This window comes from Micromonospora sp. M51 (assembly GCF_018070305.1).
Lineage (GTDB): Bacteria > Actinomycetota > Actinomycetes > Mycobacteriales > Micromonosporaceae > Micromonospora > Micromonospora parva.
Genome location: NZ_JAGPXZ010000769.1, coordinates 1 through 2,798, shown reverse-complemented (window position 1 = coordinate 2,798; position 2,798 = coordinate 1). Strand labels below are relative to the sequence as shown.

The window sequence follows — 2,798 nt, the reverse complement described above, 5'->3', positions numbered from 1 at the left end:
GATGACGTCGCGGCCCTGGTCGCGCAGGACGACGGCCAGTTCGTCGGCGAGGGTGGTCTTACCAGCGGCGGGTGGTCCGTCGACGGCGACCCGCGTCGGGTGCGCGACGGTCACGGACCCGACCGCCTCAGCCAGGCGGTGGATCAGGTCGTCGCGGGTGCCGTGGGCCAGGTCTGCTGGTTCTCGTCTCACATCGCTCCCCCACCGTCCGTCGACGGCCCGCGAACTGGATGCGAATCCCTGTCACAGTGGGTCACATCACGTATGGTCGTCCGATGGTCGCACGGTTGCTGGCGTACCTCCGCCCCCCGCTTGTCGTCTGCGGACACGTGGTGGCACTGGTGTTGCTCGCCCTGGACGCGCGCCGTGAATGGAGTGCGTACGGGCTTGTCGTGCTTCTCCTGCTGCTTGGTGCGCTTGCCGCGATACCGGCGGCGCTGGTCGACTCGCCGAGGTTCCGGCTGGTCAGCCTGGCCGCACAGACCGTCGGAGCCGGCGTCGTCGCGTTGGGTCTGCACGACTCGGCCGACAAGCGGGCGCTCTGGGTGTACGTGCTGTCCGCACTGGTGGCGGTGGTCTCGCCGACCAGCCGGCCGGGGCTTGGCCGGATGACAGTGATCGGCGTGGGGTCGGCAGTGGTGCTCACCGTCGGCGTGTCAGCTCCGGCACTGGCCTGGGGTGGTGGTCAGCCCGAGGCGGTGGTGTGCGTGCGGCAGGGGGAATCCGCTGACGAACTGGTGCGCGAGAGCCACCGCTTCGACCCCGACGGCGTGGTAGCAGGCTTCGGGTCCGAAGGGCCGCAGGCACCGTGCCTGGAGGTGCTGTTCGATCCCGGTGCCACCGCTGGCGACGCCGCCGACGTCGTCCGCCGTTACTCCGTCGACCCAAGGGTCTCGTCCGTCAGCCGACCACGCTGACGCTGGAGGGTCGAATGGTCTGGGCGATGCCGTGGTGGGGCGGGCGGGACTCGGACCCCCACACCGCTCCCGACGCGCGGGGAACCACGGGTCTAACATCCCAGGTCATGCGTAGGTTCTTCACCGTTGGGAGTCGGACTCTTTCCTATCTGGACTTCGGTGGCCCGGGTGCTCCCCTCCTGGCTCTTCACGGGCACTACAACGAGGCGTCGGCATTCGCGCCGCTGGCTGAGGCGTTGGCACCGCAGTGGCGGGTGATCGCGCTCGATCAGCGCGGGCACGGAGCGTCGGACCGTGCCGAGAGCTATGCGCGTGACGATTATGTCGCCGACCTCGCCGCGTTCCACCGGCACCTGCAGGTCGGCCCCGTGGCGGTGCTGGGCCACTCACTTGGCGGAGTCAACGCCTACCAGTACGCCGGGCGGTACGCGGACCGGGTCACCGCGCTGATCGTCGAGGACATCGGCGCGGACGTGGACGTTGACTGGTCGTTCACGACCAGCCTCCCCCGCCACGCGCCGTCGCGCGATGCGCTGACCTCGGCACTGGGCGCGGCGGCGCCCTACCTGGAGTGTTCCTTCCGCCAGTTCACGGACGGATGGGGCTTCTCATTCGACATCGGCGACACGGTCGCGTCCCAGCAGGCACTCAGCGGTGACCACTGGAAGGACTGGGTTTCGGTGAGCTGCCCTACTCTCCTGATCCGTGGTACGCGCAGCGATGAACTGGCGGCGGACCACGCTCGCGAGATGATCGCCCGTCGCGCCGGCCAGGCTCGTCTTGCCGAGCTGCCCGCCGGTCACGTGGTGCATCACGACGCTCAGGCAGAGTTCGCCGCCGCCGTTCGCGCCTTTCTGTCCGAACTCGGGAATCGTCCCGACTCAGGATCGCGTCCATAACGCCGCCCGGTTGCTCATGCGCGTTAGGGTGCGCCGTGATCGTATGGATCAACGGCACCCACGGCGCGGGCAAGACGACGACCAGCGCGCTCGTGCAACAACTGGTCCCGAATTCACGGGTGTTCGACGCCGAGAAGGTCGGCGAGACACTCATGGACATCACGCCGGGGCTGCCCGAGACGGACAACTTCCAGCACTGGCCGCCGTGGCGGCAGCTCGTCGTCGAGACCGCCCACCGCGTGCTCGACTACACCGGCGGCACTCTGGTGATGCCCATGACCGTCCTGGTGGAGCAGTACTGGCGCGAGATCAGCGGAGGCCTCGCCCAGCACGCCATACCGGTGAGGCACTTCGTCCTCCACGCCGACCAGGACACCCTCCGCAGGCGTATCGAGGGGGAACACCCCGTCCCCTCCCCGTTCCGTCTCAAATACCTTGCGCCCTACGCCGAGGCGGCCCGCACCTGGCTGCATGCCGAAGCCGAGGTCGTTGACACCACGCACCTCACGCCCGCCCAGGCAGCCCAGCAAAGCGTTCTCCGGGCCACCGGGGGGGATCTCGGGCACGCTCCTGGCGAGACCTGAAGGCCGGCACTGACGGTCGTTGTCCGGGTCGTCGGCAGCATGGCTGACCGGGGGGGGACGGCTGGTGGGGCGGGCGGGACTCGAACCCGCGACCGAGGGATTATGAGTCCCCTGCTCTAACCGGCTGAGCTACCGCCCCGAACACCGCGCCGGATCTTATCCCGCTCGGCGGTCAGCAGCCAGCACCGCGCCGGCCGGCGCCCACCCCTGCGCCACCACGATGGGCAACAGGAATAAAACAGCGTGCTCAGGTACGCCTGTCAGCCGGCACGCAGCTCGTCCAGCACCGCGCCGGCGGCGCGCCAGCCGCTGGTGAGAGCGCCCTGGATCGATGGGCTGTCCCGGTGGTCACCGGCCACGAACAGGCCCTCCCCCAACGCCACCGGCTTGCGCAGTTG

4 protein-coding genes, 1 tRNA gene and 1 pseudogene are annotated in these 2,798 nt (G+C 69.3%); 3 read left to right on the top strand and 3 right to left on the bottom strand.

Annotated elements, in window-relative coordinates; translation table 11 throughout:
* A pseudogene (locus KBX53_RS28470) lies at positions 1-171 on the bottom strand (uridylate kinase); the annotation flags it as partial.
* 104 nt (positions 172-275) lie between these two features.
* On the opposite strand from KBX53_RS28470, the gene KBX53_RS28465 reads away from it, so the two are divergent.
* From KBX53_RS28465 to KBX53_RS28455, 3 genes are all read left to right on the top strand, one after another.
* Positions 276-917, top strand: a complete 642-nt coding sequence (locus KBX53_RS28465) for a hypothetical protein (RefSeq protein WP_210862650.1) — start codon at positions 276-278, stop codon at positions 915-917.
* Positions 918-1,024: 107 nt separating this feature from the next.
* Positions 1,025-1,816, top strand: coding sequence for an alpha/beta fold hydrolase (locus tag KBX53_RS28460; protein WP_210862647.1), 792 nt, complete (start codon positions 1,025-1,027; stop codon positions 1,814-1,816).
* 35 nt (positions 1,817-1,851) lie between these two features.
* Entirely contained in the window at positions 1,852-2,400 is a 549-nt protein-coding gene (locus KBX53_RS28455) for an AAA family ATPase (protein WP_210862645.1), read from the top strand.
* A gap of 62 nt (positions 2,401-2,462) precedes the next feature.
* On the opposite strand, the gene KBX53_RS28450 is transcribed toward KBX53_RS28455, so the two are convergent.
* Positions 2,463-2,539: transfer RNA gene (locus KBX53_RS28450), tRNA-Ile, on the bottom strand.
* 121 nt (positions 2,540-2,660) lie between these two features.
* Positions 2,661-2,798 (bottom strand): FAD-dependent oxidoreductase (locus KBX53_RS28445; RefSeq protein ID WP_247676359.1); only part of this gene is annotated, 138 nt, incomplete at its 5' end.

Coding starts and splice junctions, on each gene's coding strand:
- KBX53_RS28465 (WP_210862650.1), top strand. CDS start 276: ATGGTCGCACGGTTGCTGGCGTACCTCCGCCCCCCGCTTGTCGTCTGC.
- KBX53_RS28460 (WP_210862647.1), top strand. CDS start 1,025: ATGCGTAGGTTCTTCACCGTTGGGAGTCGGACTCTTTCCTATCTGGAC.